At 72.8% G+C, this 19917-nt stretch carries 17 protein-coding genes; all 17 read right to left on the bottom strand.

What is annotated here, in order from left to right; translation table 11 throughout:
• Window positions 1-37 precede the first annotated feature (37 nt).
• Window positions 38-1495, bottom strand: a complete 1458-nt coding sequence (locus ABIQ69_RS07940; RefSeq protein ID WP_350349817.1) for a glutamate synthase subunit beta — start codon at window positions 1493-1495, stop codon at window positions 38-40.
• Window positions 1488-6008, bottom strand: a complete 4521-nt coding sequence (gltB, locus tag ABIQ69_RS07935) for a glutamate synthase large subunit (protein ID WP_350349989.1) — start codon at window positions 6006-6008, stop codon at window positions 1488-1490. The genes ABIQ69_RS07940 and gltB overlap by 8 nt, the downstream gene beginning before the upstream one ends.
• Window positions 6009-6166: 158 nt before the next feature.
• The gene (lgt, locus tag ABIQ69_RS07930) at window positions 6167-7105 is read right to left on the bottom strand and encodes a prolipoprotein diacylglyceryl transferase (RefSeq protein ID WP_350349988.1); all 939 of its coding nucleotides are present in this window, start codon (window positions 7103-7105) and stop codon (window positions 6167-6169) included.
• Window positions 7106-7235: 130 nt separating this feature from the next.
• Window positions 7236-8021, bottom strand: a complete 786-nt coding sequence (gene trpA, locus ABIQ69_RS07925; protein ID WP_350349816.1) for a tryptophan synthase subunit alpha — start codon at window positions 8019-8021, stop codon at window positions 7236-7238.
• Complete coding sequence (gene trpB, locus ABIQ69_RS07920; protein ID WP_350349815.1) at window positions 8018-9226, bottom strand: tryptophan synthase subunit beta; 1209 nt, start codon at window positions 9224-9226, stop codon at window positions 8018-8020. The genes trpA and trpB overlap by 4 nt, the downstream gene beginning before the upstream one ends.
• A 2-nt stretch (window positions 9227-9228) precedes the next feature.
• Entirely contained in the window at window positions 9229-9999 is a 771-nt protein-coding gene (gene trpC, locus ABIQ69_RS07915) for an indole-3-glycerol phosphate synthase TrpC (RefSeq protein ID WP_350349814.1), read from the bottom strand.
• Window positions 10000-10006: 7 nt separating this feature from the next.
• A complete protein-coding gene (locus tag ABIQ69_RS07910) occupies window positions 10007-10237 on the bottom strand; it encodes a DUF6704 family protein (protein ID WP_350349813.1) in 231 nt (76 codons plus the stop codon).
• A 111-nt stretch (window positions 10238-10348) separates the two neighbouring features.
• Complete coding sequence (locus tag ABIQ69_RS07905) at window positions 10349-10972, bottom strand: Trp biosynthesis-associated membrane protein (RefSeq protein WP_350349812.1); 624 nt, start codon at window positions 10970-10972, stop codon at window positions 10349-10351.
• Window positions 10973-10987: 15 nt separating this feature from the next.
• Window positions 10988-12514 carry an anthranilate synthase component I gene (locus ABIQ69_RS07900; RefSeq protein WP_350349811.1) on the bottom strand — a complete coding sequence of 509 codons (1527 nt, stop codon included), beginning with the start codon at window positions 12512-12514 and terminating at the stop codon, window positions 10988-10990.
• The gene (hisI, locus tag ABIQ69_RS07895; RefSeq protein WP_350349810.1) at window positions 12514-12882 is read right to left on the bottom strand and encodes a phosphoribosyl-AMP cyclohydrolase; all 369 of its coding nucleotides are present in this window, start codon (window positions 12880-12882) and stop codon (window positions 12514-12516) included. Before hisI ends, ABIQ69_RS07900 begins: the two co-directional genes overlap by 1 nt.
• On the bottom strand, window positions 12879-13640 hold the full coding sequence (gene hisF, locus ABIQ69_RS07890; protein WP_350349809.1) for an imidazole glycerol phosphate synthase subunit HisF: 762 nt from the start codon (window positions 13638-13640) through the stop codon (window positions 12879-12881). Before hisF ends, hisI begins: the two co-directional genes overlap by 4 nt.
• A 5-nt stretch (window positions 13641-13645) precedes the next feature.
• Window positions 13646-14485, bottom strand: coding sequence for an ATP phosphoribosyltransferase (hisG, locus tag ABIQ69_RS07885; protein ID WP_350349808.1), 840 nt, complete (start codon window positions 14483-14485; stop codon window positions 13646-13648).
• Window positions 14486-14533: 48 nt separating this feature from the next.
• On the bottom strand, window positions 14534-14797 hold the full coding sequence (locus tag ABIQ69_RS07880; protein WP_350349807.1) for a phosphoribosyl-ATP diphosphatase: 264 nt from the start codon (window positions 14795-14797) through the stop codon (window positions 14534-14536).
• Window positions 14794-15486: a ribulose-phosphate 3-epimerase gene (gene rpe / locus ABIQ69_RS07875; protein ID WP_350349806.1), complete on the bottom strand. Its 693-nt coding sequence runs from the start codon at window positions 15484-15486 to the stop codon at window positions 14794-14796. Before rpe ends, ABIQ69_RS07880 begins: the two co-directional genes overlap by 4 nt.
• Before the next feature lie 31 nt (window positions 15487-15517).
• Window positions 15518-16888 (bottom strand): transcription antitermination factor NusB, encoded by a 1371-nt coding sequence (locus tag ABIQ69_RS07870; protein WP_350349805.1) that lies wholly within the window; start codon window positions 16886-16888, stop codon window positions 15518-15520.
• Window positions 16889-16991: 103 nt separating this feature from the next.
• On the bottom strand, window positions 16992-17927 hold the full coding sequence (fmt, locus tag ABIQ69_RS07865) for a methionyl-tRNA formyltransferase (RefSeq protein ID WP_350349804.1): 936 nt from the start codon (window positions 17925-17927) through the stop codon (window positions 16992-16994).
• Window positions 17928-17960: 33 nt separating this feature from the next.
• Window positions 17961-19916 (bottom strand): primosomal protein N', encoded by a 1956-nt coding sequence (locus ABIQ69_RS07860; RefSeq protein WP_350349803.1) that lies wholly within the window; start codon window positions 19914-19916, stop codon window positions 17961-17963.
• Window position 19917 lies beyond the last annotated feature (1 nt).

Here is a 19917-nt window from a genome sequence, read left to right as displayed (position 1 = left end):
GCGGGTCGGTGGTCGGCGCCGAGCGGCGCCGGACCGGTCAGACGGCGAACGCTCGCGCGGTCGCCGGGATCGGGCTCGGCAGGCGCGTCTCGCCTTCAAGGTACCGGTCGACGGCCGCGGCCGCAGCCCGGCCCTCGGCGATCGCCCAGACGATGAGCGACTGCCCGCGGCCGGCGTCGCCCGCGACGAACACGCCGGGGGTCGCGGTCGCGTAGTCGTCGTCGCGCGCGAGGTTGCCGCGGCCGGTGGACTCGAGGCCGAGCTGCTCGTCGAGCGCCGTGGTCTCGGGACCGGTGAAGCCGAGCGCCAGCAGCACGAGGTCCGCGGGGATCTCGCGCTCCGTTCCGGCCTTCGGCACGCGGCGCCCGTCGACGTACTCCGTCTCGGCGACGCGGATCGCGCGCACCGCACCCTGCTCGTCCGCGAGGAACTCGACGGTCGACGCGAGGTACTCGCGCGTGCCGCCCTCCTCGTGCGCGGACTGCACCTCGAAGAGCGTCGGATGCATCGGCCACGGCTGGTCGGTCGAGCGCACGGCGCCCGGCTGCTTGCCGATCGCGAGGTTGGTGACGGTGAGCGCACCCTGGCGGTGCGCGGTGCCGATGCAGTCGGCACCCGTGTCGCCGCCGCCGAGGACGACGACGTGCTTGCCCTCGGCCGTGATCTGGTCGAAGACGTCGTCGCCCGCGACCGCGCGGTTGGACTGCGTGAGGTAGTCCATGGCGAAGTGCACGCCGGGTAGGTCGCGCCCGGGGATCGGCAGGTCGCGCGGGACCGGTGCTCCCGTGGCGACCACGACGGCGTCGTAGCGCTCGCGCAGCTGGTCCCACGTGATGTCGACGCCGATGTTCACGCCCGCGCGGAAGCGGGTGCCCTCGGCCGTCATCTGCGCGAGGCGCTGGTCGATGTGCTTCTTCTCCATCTTGAAGTCGGGGATGCCGTAGCGGAGCAGGCCGCCGATGCGGTCGTCGCGCTCGAACACGGCCACCGTGTGGCCGGCACGCGTCAGCTGCTGGGCGGCGGCGAGCCCAGCGGGGCCCGACCCGACGACCGCCACGGTCTTCCCGGTCAGCCGCCCGGGCGGCTGCGGCTGCACCCAGCCGTGCCCGAACGCCTGGTCGATGATCGACACCTCGACCTGCTTGATCGTGACCGCGGGCTGGTTGATGCCGAGCACGCAGGCCGATTCGCACGGCGCCGGGCAGAGCCGGCCCGTGAACTCGGGGAAGTTGTTCGTCGCGTGCAGCCGCTCGATCGCGTCACGGCCCTCGCCGCGCCACATCAGGTCGTTCCACTCGGGGATCAGGTTGCCGAGCGGGCAGCCCTGGTGGCAGAACGGGATGCCGCAGTCCATGCAGCGACCGGCCTGGCGCCGCAGCTGGGCGGGATCGCCCTGCTCGTAGACCTCTTTCCAGTCCATGATGCGCACCGGCACGGGCCGCCGCTTGGGCAGCTCCCGCTCGGTGACCTTCAGAAAGCCCTTCGGGTCAGCCACCCGTCACCTCCAAGATCCGAGTCCACACGACGTCGCCGTCGGGGTCGAGCCCCTCGTCGACCGCCGTCTGACGGGTGCGGAGCACCGCCGCGTAGTCGCGCGGCAGCACCTTCGTGAATCGGTCGAACGCGGCGTCGCCCTCCTCGAGGAGGCGGGATGCCACGGCCGATCCGGTGTGCGAGACGTGTTGCTCGAGCAGGTCGCGCACGATCTCACGGTCGGCGCTGCCGAGCGGGAGCAGCTCGAGCTCGCCGGCGGCGAGCGACTCGCGGTTGACGCGGCCCTCCCGGAGGCCGAGCACGTAGGCGGTCCCGCCGGACATGCCGGCGCCGAGGTTGCGCCCGGTCTCGCCGAGGATCAACGCCAGCCCACCGGTCATGTACTCGAGCGCATGGTCGCCCACGCCCTCGACCACGGCCGTCGCCCCTGAGTTGCGCACGAGGAACCGCTCGCCGACGATGCCGCGGATGAACATCGAGCCGCGCGTCGCGCCGTAGCCGATGACGTTGCCGGCGATGACGTTGCGCTCGGCGACGAAGCCGGCGTCGGGTGCGGGGCGGACGACGATCTGACCGCCCGAGAGCCCCTTGCCCACGTAGTCGTTGGAGTCGCCCTCGAGTCGGAGGGTGACGCCGTTCGGCAGGAACGCGCCGAACGACTGCCCGGCCGAGCCGCGGAGCGTGACGTCGATGGACCCGGCCGGCAAGCCGTGCTCGCCGTGGCGGGCCGTCACCTCGTGGCCGAGCATCGTGCCGACGGCGCGCTCGGTGTTCTTGATCGGCAGCTCGATCTGGATCGTGCCGCCGCCCTCGAGCACCATCGCGCTCCGCCGGATGAGCTCGTTGTCGAAGTGCTCGTCGAGCTCGTGGTCCTGGGTCCGCCCGTTGCGGCGCGGCTCCGACTCCGAGAAATCGGGGCCGACGAGGACGGGCGTGAGGTCGAGCCCCGACGCCTTCCAGTGCTGCACGGCGCGGTCGACGTCGAGCAGCTCGCGGCGTCCGACGATCTCGTCGATCGACCGGAAACCCAGGGCGGCGAGGTACTCGCGCACCTCCTGCGCGATGAACTCGAAGAAGTTCACCACGAACTCGGGCTTGCCGCTGAAGCGCTTGCGGAGCTCGGGGTTCTGCGTGGCGACGCCCACGGGGCAGGTGTCGAGGTGGCAGACGCGCATCATCACGCACCCTTCGACCACGAGCGGTGCCGTGGCGAAGCCGAACTCCTCGGCGCCGAGCAGCGCGCCGATGACCACGTCGCGGCCCGTCTTCAGCTGCCCGTCGACCTGGACCACCACCCGGTCGCGCATGCCGTTCAGCATGAGCGTCTGCTGGGTCTCGGCGAGGCCGAGCTCCCAGGGCGTGCCGGCGTGCTTCAACGAGTTCAGCGGGCTCGCGCCGGTGCCGCCGTCGTGTCCGGAGACGAGGATGACGTCGGCCAGGGCCTTCGCCGTGCCGGCCGCCACCGCGCCGATGCCCGACTGGCTGACCAGCTTCACGTGGATGCGGGCCTTCGGGTTCGCGCGCTTGAGGTCGAAGATCAGCTGCTTGAGGTCTTCGATGGAGTAGATGTCGTGGTGCGGCGGCGGCGAGATGAGCCCGACGCCCGCGGTCGCGTGCCGCGTACGGGCGACCCACGGGTAGACCTTCGTCGGCGGCAGCTGACCGCCCTCGCCGGGCTTCGCGCCCTGGGCGAGCTTGATCTGGATGTCGTCGGCGTGCGTGAGGTACATGCTCGTGACGCCGAAGCGGCCCGACGCGACCTGCTTGATCGCGCTGCGACGCTCGGGGTCGAGCAGACGGTCGAGGTCTTCGCCGCCTTCGCCCGTGTTCGACTTCGCGCCGAGCCGGTTCATCGCGATGGCGAGCGTCTCGTGCGCCTCCTTCGAGATCGAGCCGTAGCTCATCGCCCCGGTCGAGAAGCGCTTCACGATCGAGGCGACCGATTCGACCTCGTCGATCGGCACGGGCGGGCGCACGCCCGTGCGGAGCGCGAACATGCCGCGGAGGGTCATCAGCTGCTCGGCCTGCGAGTCGACGAGCGAGGTGTACTCGCGGAAGACGTCGTAGCGCCGGGTCCGCGTCGAGTGCTGCAGCCGGAACACCGTCTCGGGGTTGAACAGGTGCGGCGACCCGTCGCGGCGCCACTGGTACTCGCCGCCGGTCGCGAGCCGCTCGTGCGCGCGAACCGCCTCGTCGATCGGGAAGGCCGCGGAGTGCCGCGCGAGGTTCTCCGCGGCGATGACGTCGAGCCCGACGCCGCCGAGCTTCGACGTGGTGCCGGTGAAGAACTCGTCGATGAACTCCTGCGCGAGCCCGACGGCCTCGAACGCCTGAGCGCCCGCGTACGACGAGATGGTCGAGATCCCCATCTTCGACATGATCTTGAGGACGCCCTTGCCGAGCGCCTTGATCACGTTGTGCACGGCCTGCTCGGCGGTGACGCCCGTGATGACACCGGACCGCACGAGGTCTTCGCAGGACTCCATGGCGAGGTACGGGTTGACGGCGGATGCCCCGTACCCGACGAGCAGCGCGACATGGTGCACCTCGCGCACGTCGCCCGCCTCGACGACGAGGCCCACCTTCATGCGGTCTCCGGACCGGATGAGGTGGTGGTGCACGGCCGACAGCATGAGCAGCGACGGGATCGGCGCGAGGTCCTTCGTCGAGTCGCGGTCGGAGAGCACGATGAACGCCGCGCCCTCGGCGATGGCCTCGTCGGCCTCGGCGCACAGCTCGGCGAGCCGGGCGCGGAGCGCCTCCGGTCCGGCGTCGACGCGGTAGAGCCCGCGCAGCGTGCGCGTGGTGGTCGAGCCCGGGTTCGGGTCGATGTGGACGATCTTCGCGAGCTCGTCGTTGTCGATCACCGGGAAGTCGAGCGACACCTGACGGGCGTGCTCGGGCCCCGCGGAGAGCAGGTTCCGCTCGGGTCCGAGTGAGGTGCCGAGCGAGGTCACGACCTGCTCGCGGATGGAGTCGAGCGGCGGGTTCGTCACCTGCGCGAACTGCTGGGTGAAGTAGTCGAACAGCAGCCGGGGGCGCTCGGAGAGGACGGCGACCGGCGTGTCCGATCCCATCGCGCCGAGCGGCTCCTGGCCGGTCCGCGCCATCGGGGTGAGGAGGATCCGCACCTCCTCCTCGGTGTAGCCGAAGGTCTTCTGGCGCCGGTTCACCGAGGCCGGCGGGTGCACGATGTGCTCGCGCTCCGGCAGGTCGGCGAGGCGGATGCGCCCCTCCTCGAGCCAGTCGCCCCAGGGCGCCGATGCGGCGAGCTCCGACTTGATCTCGTCGTCCTCGATGAGCCGGCCCGCCTCGGTGTCGACGAGGAACATGCGCCCCGGCTGCAGACGGCCCTTCCGGACGATGCGCGACTGCTCGATGTCGAGCACGCCGATCTCGCTCGCGAGCACCACGAGGCCGTCGTCGGTGACGACGTAGCGCCCGGGTCGCAGGCCGTTGCGGTCGAGGGTCGCGCCCACGAGCGAGCCGTCGGTGAAGACGATCGCGGCGGGGCCGTCCCACGGCTCCATGAGCATCGAGTGGTACTCGTAGAACGCCCGGCGAGCCGGGTCGATCTCGGTCTGGTTCTCCCATGCCTCCGGCACCATCATCATGACGGCGTGCGGGAGGCTGCGACCCGAGAGCGTGAGCAGCTCCACCACCTCGTCGAACGAGGCGGAGTCGCTCGCGCCCTCGGTGACGATCGGCATGATCGGCGACAGGTCGCCGAGCAGCTCGGACTCGAGCTGCGACTGGCGCGCCCGCATCCAGTTGCGGTTGCCCTGGATGGTGTTGATCTCGCCGTTGTGCGCGATCATGCGGAACGGCTGCGCGAGCGGCCACGACGGGAACGTGTTCGTCGAGTAGCGCGAGTGCACGAGCGCCAGCTTCGACGTGAATCGCTCGTCGGAGAGGTCGGGGTAGAACGGCTCGAGCTGCAGCGTCGTGACCATGCCCTTGTAGACGAGGGTCCGGCTCGACAGCGACGCGAAGTACAGCTCGAGTTCGCGTTCAGCGCGCTTGCGCAAGCGGAAGGTGAGGCGGTCGAGTGCGATACCGGCGAGGTGCTCGCCATCGCGCTCCGCAGCGGATGCCACGTACAGCTGCTGCACGACCGGCATCGCGGCGCGGGCGAGCGTGCCGAGCTCTTCGGGCCGCACAGGCACCTCGCGCCAGCCGAGCACGCGCAGCCCCTCGGAGGCGGCGATCTGCACGAGCTGCTGCTTCACGCGGCTGCGCGTCGTCGGGTCGACCGGGAGGAAGGCGTTGCCGACCGCGTACTGTCCGGCGGGGGGCAGTGCGAAGCCCGCGACCTCACGGAGGAACGCGTCCGGCACCTGCGTGATGATGCCGGCCCCGTCACCCGTGCCCGCGTCCGAGCCGACGGCGCCGCGGTGCTCGAGGTGCCGGAGCGCGTCGAGCGCGGCGGTGATGATGTCATGCCCGGCGGACCCGCGCAGGGTCGCGACCATGGCCAGACCGCAGGCGTCCTTCTCGGCCGCAGGGTCGTACATGCCCTGGGCGGCCGGAACGGTGCCGAACCTCGCGAAGGGTGGGGTGAGCGACACGTGAACCGTCCTCATCAACTAAGTGGCAGCGGGGGACGTCGTCGGCCCTGCGAAGGGGAAGTCGCGGCGCTAGGTGCGGCGTCGCGTCGGAGAACGTGGATTCGCTACTCGGTGGCAGACCGGCCGGGGCTTGTGGCCGCCGTCTTGCCGGAATCGTTCTCACCCTCGACGCCGTCGTCGAGAGAGTCGGAGTCGGACTCGGTGTCGTCCGAGTCTACCTCAGTGTCGGGGCCCGCCCACTCACGGCCCGGAACGTACACGCTGGGCTCGATTCCGGGGTGCCGGCGCCGCTGCACGAACAGGATCACGATGCCGAGCACGACCGCGAGCCAGGCGGCCCAGACGTTGGACCGGATGCCGAGGAACATCTCGCTCGGGTCGACCCGGATCGACTCGAAGAACGCCCGGCCGGTGCCGTACCAGATGAGGTACACCGCGAACGCCCGGCCCCAGCGCAGGTTCAGCTTGCGCTCGAGCGCGATGATGAGCGCGGCACCCGCGAGGTTCCAGATCAGCTCGTACAGGAACGTCGGGTGGAAGAGCGTGCCCTCCGCGAGCCCCTGCGGCCAGGCAGGGTTCGTCGACTCGATCTCGAGGCCCCAGGGAAGGTCGGTCGGCAGGCCGTACAGCTCGTGGTTGAACCAGTTGCCGATGCGTCCAACGGCCTGCGCGACGAGGAGGCCGGGAGCCAGCGCGTCGGCGAACGACCAGAAGCGCAGGCCCGTCATGCGGCAGCCGATCCAGACGCCGACCGCGCCGCCGATCAGCGACCCGAAGATGGCGTTGCCGCCCTCCCAGATGGCGAAGACCTTCCACCACTCCTGGCCGGCGAAGTAGTCGTTGGGGTGGGTCAGCACGTGGTAGAGCCGTGCGCCGATGATGCCGAGCGGCACCGCCCACAGCGCGATGTCGAGCACGACGCCCGGCTCGGCGCCGCGCTTCGTGAGGCGGCGCGACGTGATGGCCACCGCGAGGATGATGCCCAGCAGGATGCACAGGGCGTACATGTGGATGTTCAGCGTGGTCCAGCCGAACAGGGGGATCTCCCAGACCTGCCACTCGTAGTCGGGGCTCGGGATGCTGAGGGGTGCGATCACGCCTGCTGCGCCTTTCTCACGGGATGCTCGGGCCGCTCGCCGAAGGAAGCTGATGGAGGGCCGTGACGAGACTACTTCACTGGCGGACGGTGCCGCGCGCGAGGTCGGCCGCGAGCTCGCCGGCGCCGGACACGCCGCGCTCGGCCAGCGCATGCACCAGCGCGGACCCCACGATGGCGCCGTCGGCGTATCCGAGCACCTCGGCGACCTGGGCCGCCGTGGAGATGCCCACGCCGACGCAGCTGGCCGGCGCACCGGCATCCTGCAGTCGCGACACGACCGATCGGGCGGCCTGGTCGACGTCGGCGCGGGCACCGGTGATGCCCATGGTCGAGACGGCGTACACGAAGCCCCGGCTGGCCTCGACCGTGCGCCGGATGCGCGCGTCGGTCGAGGTCGGCGCCGCGAGGAACACGCGGTCGAGGCCCGTGCGGTCGGATGCCTCGAGCCAGTCGGCCGCCTCGTCGGGGATCAGGTCGGGCGTGATGAGGCCCGCTCCCCCGGCCGCCGCGAGATCGTCGGCGAACCGGTCGACGCCGTACTGCACGACGGGGTTCCAGTACGTCATCATGAGCACCGGGGCGTCGGTCCGCTCGGTGATGCGGCGCACCGCCTCGAACCCGTCGGCGATGCGGAAGCCGCCCGCCAGAGCTTGCTGCGTGGCGGCCTGGATCACGGGACCGTCCATGACGGGGTCGGAGTACGGCAGGCCGAGCTCCAGCACGTCGACGCCGTTCTCCACGAGCGCGACGGCCGCCTCGACGCTGGTGTCGAGGTCGGGGAACCCGACCGGCAGGTAGCCGATGAGCGCCCCAGCGCCCTCCTCGTTGCGGCGGCGGATGACGGGGCCGGCGGTCCTCATGCCTGCTCCTCGCCGTCGTAGAGCCCGAACCAGCGGGCGGCGGTGTCCATGTCCTTGTCGCCGCGGCCGGAGAGGCTGACCAGGATCGTCGCCTCGGGTCCGAGCTCCCGCCCGAGCTCGATCGTGCCCGCGAGCGCGTGCGCGGACTCGATCGCCGGGATGATGCCTTCCGTGCGGGTCAGCAGGCGCAGCGCCTCCATCGCGGCCGCATCGGTCACGGGGCGGTATTCCGCCCGCCCGAGGGCCGAGAGCCAGGCGTGCTCGGGCCCGACGCCCGGGTAGTCGAGGCCGGCCGAGATCGAGTGCGACTCGATGGTCTGCCCGTCTTCGTCCTGCAGGAGGAAGCTCCGCGCACCGTGGAGGACGCCGGGCCGGCCCTTGGTGATGGTCGCCGCGTGCCGCGGGGTCTCCGCGCCCTCGCCGCCCGCCTCGAAGCCGTACAGTCCGACGCCCGCATCGTCGAGGAACGCGTGGAAGATGCCGATCGCGTTCGACCCGCCGCCGACGCAGGCCGCGACGGCCGTGGGCAGCGCACCCGTGAGGTCGAGGACCTGCTGGCGCGCTTCCTCGCCGACGATCTTCTGGAAATCGCGCACCATCTCGGGGAACGGGTGCGGGCCGGCGACGGTGCCGAAGATGTAGTTCGTGGTGGCGACGTTGGTGACCCAGTCGCGCATGGCGTCGTTGATCGCGTCCTTCAGGGTGCGCGACCCGGTCTTCACGGCGACCACCTCGGCGCCGAGCAGGCGCATCCGGGCGACGTTCAGCGCCTGGCGCTCCGTGTCGACCTCGCCCATGTAGATGGTGCACTCGAGCCCGAAGAGCGCCGCCGCGGTCGCCGTGGCGACGCCGTGCTGACCGGCCCCCGTCTCGGCGATGACGCGCTTCTTGCCGATGCGCTTGGTGAGCAGCGCCTGCCCGAGGACGTTGTTGATCTTGTGGGAGCCGGTGTGGTTCAGGTCCTCGCGCTTCAGGATGACGCGTGCGCCGCCCGCGTGCGCGGCGAACCGCGGCACCTCGGTGATGATCGAGGGCCGGCCGGTGTAGCTGCGACCGAGTTCTGCGAGCTCCTCGGCGAAGCCGGGGTCGAGCTTCGCGAGGGTGTACGCCTCGCCGAGCTCGTCGAGCGCGGCGATGAGGGACTCGGGCACGAAGCGCCCGCCGAAGTCGCCGAAGTAGGGACCGGTCTGGTCGCGCAGGGCCATGTTCACACCGCCAGGAATGCTGAGAGGTTCGCGATCGGATCGCCGGTGACGAGCGCCTCGCCGACGAGGACGGCGTCGGCGCCGGCACGGCGGTAGTGGGCGACGTCGTCGGGCGAGAGCACCGCCGACTCCGCGACGCGGATGGCGCCCGGCGGGAATCGGTCGGCGAGACGGCCGAAGAGATCTCGGTCGAGCTCGAACGTCGTGAGGTCGCGCGCATTCACGCCGATCAGCTTCGCGCCGAGCGCGGCGGCCCGGTCGAGCTCGTCGGCCGAGTGCGTCTCGACCAGCGCGGTCATCCCGAGCTCGGTGATCAGCCCGTACAGCTCGGCGAGGGTCGCGTCGTCGAGGGCGGCCACGATGAGCAGCACCAGATCGGCGCCCGCGGCCCTGGCCTCGAACACCTGGTACGGCGTGGCGATGAAGTCCTTGCGCAGCACCGGGAGCGCGACGGCCGCACGAACGGCCTCGAGGTCGGCGAGGGAGCCGCCGAAGCGGCGGCCCTCGGTGAGCACGCTGATCGCGCTCGCCCCGCCGAGCTCGTAGCTGCGAGCCAGGGCTGCGGGGTCGGTGATCTCCGCGAGCGCACCGCGGGACGGGCTCGACCGCTTGATCTCGGCGATGACCTTCACCCGCTCGCCCGGGGCGAGCACGGCGAGAGCGTCGAGCGCGGCCGGTCGGGCCAGCGCGGCTGCTTCGACGTCGGCGAGGGGCCGTTCGGCCTCGCGGGCACGGGCGTCCGCGACGGCGTTGGCCGTCAGTTCGGAGAGCACGCCGGCGTCAGTGCGTCGAGGGGGTGGTCTTCGCGCCGCCGACACCGTAGCCGGCACGGGCGAGCACCCAGCCGACGATGAGGCCGACGACGAGGAGTCCGGCGGACGCCCACACGAGCCAGGCGAGGTCGAGGAAGAACGCCACGGTGCCGATCGTGAAGGCGATGAGCATGATCGTGACGGCGGTCCATGCCGCGGGCGAGTGTCCGTGGCCGGGCTCTGCGGTCTCAGTGCTCATGTCGCTCCTTCGTTGCGGGGGTCGTCTGCCAGTCTAGCGGGCGCTTCGGTCGGGGCCGTTCCTGCTGCGCGGGCGCGAGGCATCCGCCCCGCCCCGCCCGGCGACCGGTCGTCAGTCGGTGGGGTCGTCGCCGCGGCTGAGCTCGTCCCAGTCGTCGATGGCCCGATCGGCCGCGCCGCGCCGCCGATCCGCGGCCGTCGCAGGGCCCGACGACTCGGCGTCGGCGAACCGTGCGCCGCCATCGCGGTATCGTCGCGAGGACGCCGGCCAGGCCGTGCCGGTCGCGAGGACGACCACGCCCGCCGCGACGAGGAGCACCCCGCCGACGATCGCGACTGCCGGCCAGAACGTCGCGGCGGCCGAGGCCACGAGCTCCGCCGTCGGCCCGGCGCCCGCCACGCCGGTGGCATCCGTCACCGCCGGCGAGACCGACGCGACCGGATCGCCGAGGCTCAGCCCCGCCGCCAGCAGGATGCAGCCGCCGAGGAGCACCGCGAGCACAGCCAGCACCACGCGGATGCCCGGCCCGGCGATCGCGAGCGCCCCGGCCAGCGCGAGGCCGGCGAGGCCGAGCGCGGCGAGCGCGGGCGACGCCACCTGACCGGTCACGTCGATCGGCGAACCCGCGCCCGTTCCCGCCCCGGCGTCGAGCGCGAGCCGGAACCACGGCTGGCTCCAGCTCAGCAGTGCGAGCCCGCCGCCGGCGATCGCGAGGAGGATCGCCGGCAGCTTCATCCGCTCGCGCCGCACTCAGCCGACCTTCCGCATGGCGTTCGCGACCGCGACGGCCCGAAGCGGCGCCGCCGCCTTGTTCCGGGACTCCTCGTACTCCGACTCGGGGTCGGAATCGGCGACGAGTCCCCCGCCTGCCTGCACGCGCGCCACGCCGCCGGCGATCGTCGCCGTCCGGATCGCGATCGCGAGGTCGGCGTCGCCGCCGAACCCGAAGTACCCGACGACCCCGCCGTAGAGGCCGCGCTGGGCAGGCTCGAGCTCGTCGATGATCTCGAGCGCGCGCGGCTTCGGCGCGCCTGACAGCGTGCCGGCCGGGAAGGTCGCCCGGAAGACGTCGATCGCGTTGCGACCGGGCGCCAGATCTCCCTCGACCGACGAGACGAGGTGCATGATGTGGCTGAACCGCTCGACCCGCATGAACTCGGTGACCTCGACCGAGCCCGCCGTGCACACCTTGGCAAGGTCGTTGCGCGCGAGATCGACGAGCATCAGGTGCTCCGCCTGCTCCTTCGGGTCGCCGATCAGCTCGGCCTCCAGGTCGGCGTCGGCCTCCGGCGTCGCCCCCCGCGGCTTCGAACCGGCGATGGGGTGCGTGTAGACCCGGCCGTCCTCGACCTTGACCAGGGCTTCCGGCGACGACCCGACGATCCAGTACGGCTCCCCGTCGACGTCCTCGAGGTGCAGCAGGTACATGTACGGGCTCGGGTTCAGCGTGCGCAGCACCCGGTACACGTCGACCGGATGCGCCGTCGCCTCCTGCTCGAACCGCTGCGAGATGACGACCTGGAAGATGTCGCCGTCGCGGATGTACTCCTTCGAGCGTTCCACCGCGGCGAGGAAGTCCGCCTTCTCGGTCCGGTGTCGCGGGTCGTGCGCCGCGGAGAAGTCGATCTCGGCGAGCCAGGCGTCGGAGGGCTGCGCGAGCGCCGCCTGCATGCGGTCGAGGCGCGCCTGCGCGTCGGCCCACAGCGTCGCCGCGTCGTCGGCGCCGTCGTTCAGCACCGACGCGACGAGCTGGACGGTGCCGGTGCGGTGGTCGATGACGGCGAGCTCTGAGACGAACGCGAACGCCTGCCCGGGCATCGCGAACTCCGCCGGCGGCCGGTTCGGCAGGTGCTCGATCTGCCGGATCGCCTCCCAGCCGATGAACCCCACGAGACCGCCGGTCAGCGGCGGCGCCCCCGGTACGTCCTCGGTCGCCCAGCGCTGGTGCAGCGCCTCGAGCGCGGCGAGCGGGGCGAGCTCGGATGCCTCGCCGAGGGCCCGGCCGGCAGGCAGGCCGTAGTCCTGCCAGACGACGCGTCCGTCGCGCTCGGTGAGCACGCCGTACGAGGCGGCCCCGACGAACGAGTACCGCGACCAGATGCCGCCCTGCTCCGCCGATTCCAGGAGGAACGTGCCCGGACGCCCCGCCGCGAGCTTCCGGTAGATGCCGACCGGCGTCTCGCCGTCGGCGAAGAGCTCCCGCACGACCGGCACCACACGCCGGCCTTCGAGCAGGCCGTCGAAGTCGTCGAACCGCGTCGTCGCCGACGTGCCCATCATCGCCCTCCCTGGACGTCGATCGCGATCGCCTCGACCGGGTCGCCGTCGAAGCAGGTGCGGGTGCCGGTGTGGCACGCCGCGCCGATCTGGTCGACCTCGACGAGCAGCGTGTCGGCGTCGCAGTCGAGCGCGGCCGACTTCACGAACTGCACGTGGCCCGACGTGTCGCCCTTCCGCCAGTACTCCTGGCGCGAGCGCGACCAGAAGGTGACGCGGCCCTCGGTGAGGGTGCGCCGCATGGCCTCGCGGTCCATCCAGCCGAGCATCAGCACCTCGCGCGTGTCGAACTGCTGGATGACGGCGGGCAGCAGCCCGTCGGCGTTGAACGCGGCGCGCTCGAGCGCCTCCTCGACTGGCGTGCTCATCTCACGATCCTCCCGTCCGCCCGCAGGGCGTCCTTCACCTCGCCGACGGTCACCTCGCCGTTGTGGAACACGGATGCCGCGAGCACGGCGTCCGCCCCGGCCGCCACGGCGGGCGCGAAGTCGGCGACCGCTCCCGCGCCTCCCGACGCGATGACCGGCACGCTCGACAGCTCGTGCATGAGGCCGGTCAGCTCGAGGTCGAAGCCCTGCTTGGTGCCGTCGGCATCGATCGAGTTCACGAGCAGCTCCCCCGCGCCGAGCTCGATGGCCTGCCGCGCCCAGGCGAGCGCGTCGAGATCCGTCTCGGTGCGCCCGCCGTGCGTGGTCACGACGAAGCCCGACGAGGTGCGCGGCGACCGCTTCACGTCGAGCGAGAGCACGACGACCTGCGCCCCGAAGCGATCCGCGATCTCCGCGATGAGCGGAGGCCGCGCGATCGCGGCGCTGTTCACGCCGATCTTGTCTGCGCCGTGGCCGAGCAGTCGCGCGACGTCTTCGGCCGAACGGACGCCGCCGCCGACCGTGAGCGGGATGAAGACCTGCTCGGCGACCCGCTGCACCATGTCGTACGTGGTCGACCGGTCGTCGACCGTGGCGGTCACGTCGAGGAAGGTGAGCTCGTCGGCGCCCTGGTCGGAGTAGCGAGCGGCGAGCTCGACGGGGTCACCGGCGTCGCGGAGGTTCTGGAAGTTCACCCCCTTGACGACGCGGCCGGCGGCCACGTCGAGGCACGGGATGACGCGGACGGCGAGGCTCATCCCGGTCACAGCCTAGCGGCGTGGATCGCGGAGACGAGGATCGCACGCGCGCCGATCGCGTAGAGCTCGTCCATCACGTGGTTCATGTCGACCCGCGGGATCATGACCCGCACGGCGACCCACTCGGGATCGTGCAGCGGCGACACGGTCGGCGACTCGAATCCGGGAGCGGCCGCGGTGGCCCGCTCGAGGTTCGCGACCGGCACGTCGTAATCGAGCAGCACGTACTGTCGCGCCACGAGGACGCCCTGCAGCCGGCGGACGAGCGTCTGCGCCCCCGGCTGCTCGACGCCGGAGCCGATAAGGACCGCCTCGGACTCCAGGATCACGGGTCCGAAGATCTCGAGCCCCGCCTTGCGGAGCGTGCCGCCCGTGGAGACCACGTCGGCGACCGCGTCGGCGACGCCCAGCCTGACGGCCGACTCCACGGCGCCGTCGAGCTTCACGAGCTTGGCGGTCACGCCGTGACCGGCGAGGAAGCCGCCCACGAGTCCGGGGTAGCTCGTCGCGACCCGGACGCCCTCGAGGTCGGCGAGGTCGGCGAACGCGCCGGCCGGGCCGGCGAAGCGGAACGTGGAGTCGCCGAAGCCGAGCGGGGCGATCTCCGAGGCATCCGACCCGGAATCGAGCAGCAGGTCGCGACCCGTGATGCCGACGTCGAGCGCACCCGAGCCGACGTACGTGGCGATGTCGCGCGGACGCAGGTAGAAGAACTCGACCCCGTTGCGGGGGTCGGCGGTGTGCAGGTCGCGCGGATCGCGACGGCCGGTGTACCCGGCCTCGTAGAGCATCTGCGCGGCGGTGTCTGAGAGCGAGCCCTTGTTGGGCACGGCGATGCGGAGCATTCCCTGGCTTTCGTGTGGACGGAACGGATCGGTCATGGGGTCGGCCGATCAGAGATGTCGGTACACGTCCGCGGGCGTCAGGCCCTTCGCGAGGAGCAGCACCTGCAGGTGGTACAGCAGCTGCGAGATCTCCTCGGCGGTCTCCTCGTCGCTCTGGTATTCGGCGGCCATCCAGACCTCGGCCGCCTCCTCGACGATCTTCTTGCCGATGGCGTGCACGCCGGCGTCGAGCTCGCGCACCGTGCCCGACCCTTCGGGGCGGGTCCGGGCCTTGTCGCTGAGCTCGACGAAGAGGTCGTCGAAGGTCTTCACCCGTCCAGCCTAGCGTCGGCGGGGGCGGCGCCATGGCGGTGGCCGGCGACCGCTTCGCGGAGCGCGGCGATCTGCTCCGCCGGCTCGCCGCGGTAGACGGCCGAGCCCGCGACGAACGTGTCCGCGCCGGCCTCCGCGGCGATGCCGATCGTGTCGACGGTGATGCCCCCGTCGACCTGCAGCCAGACGTCGAGTCCCGCGGCGCGGACGGCTTCAGCGGTCCGGCGGAGCTTCGGCATCGTCTCGGGCATGAACGCCTGTCCGCCGAAGCCCGGCTCCACCGTCATCACCAGCACCTGGTCGAACTCGCCGAGCACCTCGAGCCACGGCTCGACCTCGGTGCCCGGCTTCAGCGCGAGGCCGGCTCGGCTGCCGATCTCGCGGAGTCGACGGGCGAGGCGCACGGGGTCGGCGGCGGCCTCGACATGGAACGTCACACTCGCGGCTCCGGCCTCCGCATAGCCCGGCGCCCACCGGTCGGGGTCGTCGATCATGAGGTGCACGTCCAGCGGGATCGGCGAGACCTGCGCGAGGCGCTCGACCATCGGCAGACCGAACGTCAGGTTCGGCACGAAATGGTTGTCCATGATGTCGACGTGCACCAGGTCGGCCGTCGCGATCCGGCCGAGCTCGCGCTCGAGGTTCGCGAAGTCGGCGGCCAGGATGCTCGGGTTGATGCGCGTCGTCATGGCCCAGAGCCTACCGAGCGGAACGCGCCGCTCAGTCGGTGCGCTGCAGCAGCGCGATGAACATCGCATCGGTGCCGTGGCGGTGCGGCCACAGCTGCACCGTGCGCCCGTCGCCGGCCAGGTCGAGCGGCTCGCGCACGATCGACTGCACGACGGCCGCCGTGTCCAGCTGCTCGAGGCGGCCCGCCCAGCGGGTCAGCGCAGCCCCGAGGGTGCCGTGCGTCTCCGCGGTGTGCGGCGAGCAGGTGACGTAGGCGAGGATGCCGCCGGGCGCGAGCTGGGCGGCCGCGGCATCGAACAGCTCGCCCTGCAGCGCCGTCAGTTCGGGCACGTCGGTGGGAAGCTTCCGCCACCTCGCCTCCGGGCGGCGTCGGAGGGCGCCGAGACCGGTGCACGGGGCATCCAGGAGGATGCGGTCGAATCCGCCGGGCGCCCCGAACTCGGACGCCTCGACGGTGCGGCCGTCGCCGACGCGCACGTGCACCTCGAGCGGCACGCCCGCGACCGCGCGCCGCACCAGTTCGGCGCGCGCCGGCACGAGCTCGTTCGCCGCGAGCACGGCGTCGCCAGCGAGCGCCTCGGCCGCGAGCACAGCGGTCTTGCCGCCCGGACCCGAGCAGAGGTCGAGCCAGCGCTCCCCCGGCTCGACCGGCCGCGCGCGGGTGAGCGCGAGGGCCGCGAGCTGCGAGCCTTCGTCCTGCACCCGGACGCGCCCCTCGTGGGCCGCGACGAGCTCGAGAGGACGCCCGGCGGTGAAGCCGATGGGCGAGAACCGGTCGGGGTCGCCGAGCTCGGCCGGGGACTCGTCGCCGAGACCCGGCAGGGCGACGAGGTTCACCCGGGGTGAGGCGTTGTCGGCGGCGAGCAGGGCCTCGAGCTCGTCTTCGCGACCCTCGTGCGCGAGACCGGCGCGCAGCGCCCGGACGATCCACTCGGGGTGGGAGGCGACGGCGGCGAGCTTCGCGTCGGCGCCGCCCGAGGTCTCCTCCTCGACCCAGCCGCGCCACTCCTCGACGGTCGAGCGGGACACGGTGCGGAGCACCCCGTTCACGAAGCCGCTCGCGCCCGGCGAGAGCCGCTTCGCGAGCACGACCGACTCGTTGACCGCGGCGTGCGTGGGCACACGGGTGGCGAGCAGCTGGTGCACCCCGAGGCGCAGGATGTCGAGCACGGGCGGATCGATGCGATCGGTCGGCCGGTCGGCGGCCAGGGCGATGATCGCGTCGTAGAAGCCCTGCAGGCGCAGCGTCCCGTACGTCAGCTCGGTCGCGAGCGCCGCGTCGGCCTCGCTGAGGCGCGAGCGCTCGATCCGGTTCGGGAGCAGCAGGTTCGCGTACGCCTCGTCGGCGCGCACCGCCTCCAGCACCTCGAAGGCGACGATCCGGGCCGGTGAGACCCGCACGCGGCGGGCTTCTCCCCCGGGCCGCGGCGGGCGGGCGCCGCGTCGGCGCTGAGGTTCCTGGTGCGTGGCCACCCGTCAACTGTACGGTGGCCGCGCGGACCGGTCAGCCGGCGTCGAGCGCGTCCGCGCCGAGCCCTCGTCCCCAGTCGGCCGCGCGCATCGCGGCGCGCCCGGCCGGCTGGACGCGGACCAGCTCGACGGGCGTCGTCGCCGTGCCGACCAGCACGCGCCGGCGTTCGGCGCGGAGGCGCCCGGCGGGCAGCGGTTCGGATGCCTCGGCCAGGTCGGCCGCGCGAGCCTCGAGCACCTTGACGCGTTCGCCGCCGACCGTCGTCCACGCACCGGGCTCCGGGGTGACCCCGCGGTACCGCGCGAGCACCTCGGCCGCCGGTCTCGTCCAGTCGAGTCGCCCGGCGGCCACGTCGAGCTTCGGGGCGAGGCTCGGCGTGCCCTTCTGCGGCGTCGCCCGCGCCGTGCCGTCGGCGATGCCGTCGACGACCCCGGCGAGCAGCTCCGCCCCGTCGTGCGCGAATCGGTCCAGCACCTCCCCCGCCGTCGAGGTTCCGTCGTCGGGGCGACGGAACTCGGCGAACACGTCGCCGGCGTCGAGCTCCGGCACGAGGCGGAACACCGCGGCGCCGAGCTCCGGGTCGCCGGCGATCAGCGAGTGCTGCACCGGCGCCGCGCCGCGCCAGGCGGGCAGGAGCGAGAAGTGCAGGTTGATCCAGCCGTGCCGCGGCGTGGACAGCAGGGGCTCGCGGACGAGCCCGCCGTACGCCACGATGACGCCGAGGTCGGGTGCGAGCGCGGCGATCTCGGCCGTCACCGCGTCGTCGAGCCGGCGCGCACGGAGCACCGGCAGCCCGAGCTGCTCCGCCTCCGCGGCCACCGGCGAGGGCGTCAGTACCCGCTTCCGGCCGACGGGCGCGTCGGGGCGGGTGATGACGGAGACGATCGTGTGCGGCCCGGCGGCGAGCCGCTCGAGGCTCGGCACGGCGGCGGCCGGCGTGCCGGCGAAGACGAGGCGGAGCGGAGTCACCTGGTCATTCTCCCGGATCGGCTCGCGCAGCTCTCACGGAAGGTCCGGGTCGTCGAAGCGCAGCCGGAGGATCGGCGGGCGGCCGGGTCCGCGGCCGGCGACCGGGCGCCGGCGCTCGGTCGCCGTGCGGATCGCCTCCGCCTTCAGCGCCGCCGCGACCGCAGCGCCCGCGCCGTACTCGAAGCGGACGACGGCGCGTTCGAGGCCGTCGGGCTGCGGCACCGGTCCCAGGACGTCGGCGCCCGGCGCTGCAGCGAGGACGGCACGGACGGCCGACTGCACCCGGTCGGGTGCGGCCACCACGCTCGCCATCCGGACGGCCGGCGGGAACCGGACCGCGCGCCTGGCGGCGAGCTCCTCGCCCGCCCAGGCGGGCTGACGCCACGTCGCGAGCGCCGCACCGAGCGCTCCCGCGACGCCGACGAGGAAGACCGGCGCGCCCGGCGCCGCGAGCGCGGCGGCGTTCGACCACCAGCGCAGGCAGTCCTCCGCCACGCGGAGGGACTCGCGGAGCAGCATCCGCTCGCCGTCGAGCAGGAGCACGGCACGATAGCCGCCGTCGGCGATCGGCTCCGCCCCGCGAGTGGCGACGACGAGCGCGGGCTCGGCGCCGACGCGGAGTACCTGCCGCTCGCCGTCGGAGAGGATGACCCGAGCGCGCGGGAACGCCCGCCCGAGCTCTTCCGCCGTGCGGGTCGCGCCGACCGTGGCCGCCCGCAGCTTCGTCCCGTCGCAGACCGGGCATCGCCAGCCGGCGGCGATCGTGCCGCAGAGCGTGCATCTCGGCGCGCCGCCCGCCGCGGGGATCGCCAACGCTCCGCCGCAGGCGGCGCAGCGCGCGGGCTCGCGGCAGCGGTCGCAGACGAGCATGGGCGTGTGGCCGGGACGCGCGACCTGCACGAGCACCGGCCCGGATGCGACGGCCTCCTGAGCCTGCCGCCAGGCGGCGGAGGGGATCCGGGCCGAACCCGGCTCGGGCGACGCCTGCTGCTCCGTCAGCACGATGCGCGGACGCGCGTGCCGGACGGGGGGCAGCTCGCGCACCCAGCCGAGCTCGACGAGGCGCGCCACCTCGACGCTGCGCGTATGCGCCGCGAACACCAGGGCCGCTCCCGACTGCTCCTGTCGGATGAGCGCGGCGTCCCGCGCATGCACGCCCGGGGCGAGGGGCTCGGCCTGCAACCGGTCGCCGTCATCCCAGAGCGCGATCAACCCGAGCCGCGCGGCGGGGGCGTAGACCGTCGAACGGTTGCCGATGATCACGCGAGCCGCATCGCCGGTCGCGTCGAGGAACGCACGGTACCGCGCCCCACCCGGCTGCCTGGCGTCGGTGCGGAGGATGCGCCGAGCGTCGACCTGATCGGCCAGGGCGGCCTCCAGCTGCTCCTGGTCCCGGTGGTCGGGCACGACGATGAGGCTCGATCGGTCGGCGGCGAGGGCGACGCGCGCGGCCTGGGCCAGCGTCACCGCCCATGCGCCCACCCACGTCCCGGAGGCCAGCCGCACCGGCCGTGGGTCTGCGGCGAGGGCCAGTCGTTCACCCCCCGCGATGGCCGCCTCGACCGCACCCGGCGCGAATCCGTCGACGGTGCCGGGCTCCGGCAACGGGCCGGGATCCGCTTCCGCCTGGCGCCACGAACGCTCGACCCGGACGTAGCGCGACGGGATCGCGAGCCGCAGCACATCGCTCGCGTTGCCCGCGGCGCGATCGGCGACGGCTCGGGCGAGCCGCCAGACCTCGTCCGTGAGCAGCGGCACCTCGCCGACGACGTCCTCGAGCTCGCTCAGCCGCCCGCCGTACTCGCTCTCGTCGACGAGCTCGACGAGCCAACCGTCGGCGATGCGCCCGCCGGACCGGATGGGCACGCGCACGCGCATCCCGGGGAGCGCCGCCTGGCGAAGGCGGTCGGGCACCCGGTAGTCGAACAGCTGGTCGAGCTGCGGCAGCGGCGAATCGACGAGGACCCGCGCGACCGGCCCCTCGGGCACG

The sequence above is a fragment of the Agromyces sp. G08B096 genome (assembly GCF_040267705.1).
In the GTDB taxonomy this organism is placed as follows: domain Bacteria; phylum Actinomycetota; class Actinomycetes; order Actinomycetales; family Microbacteriaceae; genus Agromyces.
Note: the sequence above shows the minus strand (reverse complement) of the source record. Positions and strands in the feature narration are given on the sequence as shown.